The organism is Aminobacter sp. P4_H6_2 (assembly GCF_056400805.1).
Window position 1 is genome coordinate 1 of record NZ_JBFUKO010001032.1, and the last position, 1,076, is coordinate 1,076.

A 1,076-nucleotide genomic window follows, 5' to 3' on the forward strand; every position below is an offset into this window, starting at 1 on the left:
GGCCTAACGGCAACCCCTGCGCTTCATACAACCGACATTTTCGGCAAGCCCGTCTTCTCCTACTCGTACCGCGAAGCCGTGATCGACGGCTTCCTCACCGATCACGAGCCGCCAATCCGGATTGTCACCAAGTTGTCCGAAGCCGGAATTCACTTCGTTCGGGAAGAAGCCGTCGATTTCATCCACCCGCCGACCGGCCAAGTTGAAACCGTCACCCTTGCCGATCAAGTCGACTTCGAGGTCGAGCAGTTCAACAAGGGGGTGGTGACGGTTCGCTTCAACCGCGCTGTCGCTGAAGAATTGGTCAAATACATTGATCCTGGTGACCCCGATAAAACGCTGATTTTTGCAGCTTCAAAGGCCCACGCAGATATCCTCGTCAAAGAACTGCGCGACGCGTTCCGCAATGCCTATGGTCCGATGAAGGATGAAACCGTCCAGCGGCTGACGGGCGATGTCGACAAGATCGAGAGTTTGATCCTTTCATTCCGCAACGATCCACTGCCGAAGGTGGCCGTCACGGTCGACCTGCTCACAACCGGTGTTGATGTCCCGAAGATCACCAACATCGTCTTTATGCGCCGGGTGAACAGCCGCATTCTCTATGAGCAGATGCTGGGCCGCGCGACACGCCTATGTCTAGAGATCGACAAGGAGACTTTTCGCATCTTCGATGCGGTCGATCTCTACGCCCACCTCCAAGATATGACCGATATGAAGCCGGTGGCGGCGGACCCAAAATTCACCCTGACCAAGCTCTTCGAAGAGCTGGCCGGTCGCGGTGATGCGGAACACAAAAGCCGCATCCGCGAGCAGATCATTGTCCGCTTCCGCCGTCGCCTGAAGAAACTGACGCCCGAAATGCGTGCAAGATTTGAAAGGGAAGCTGGCGAAACGCCCGACGCCAGCTTGGACCGTTTCGTCCAGGGCGATCCCGTCGACCTCTCCAAATGGGCGGCCGAGCGACCAAACCTGGGTCCGATCCTCGATTTGACAAATGAGGATGGTACCCCGCGATACGTGCCAATTTCCGAACATGATGACGAGGTGACCAGCGTTACGCGCGGCTATGGAAC

Annotated in this window: 1 protein-coding gene; it reads left to right on the forward strand. The window is 56.8% G+C overall.

Translation table 11 applies throughout. From position 1 onward, the window contains the following. A partial coding sequence (locus tag AC1DUU_RS32700) for a helicase-related protein (RefSeq protein WP_476787432.1) occupies window positions 1–1,076 on the forward strand: 1,076 nt, incomplete at both ends.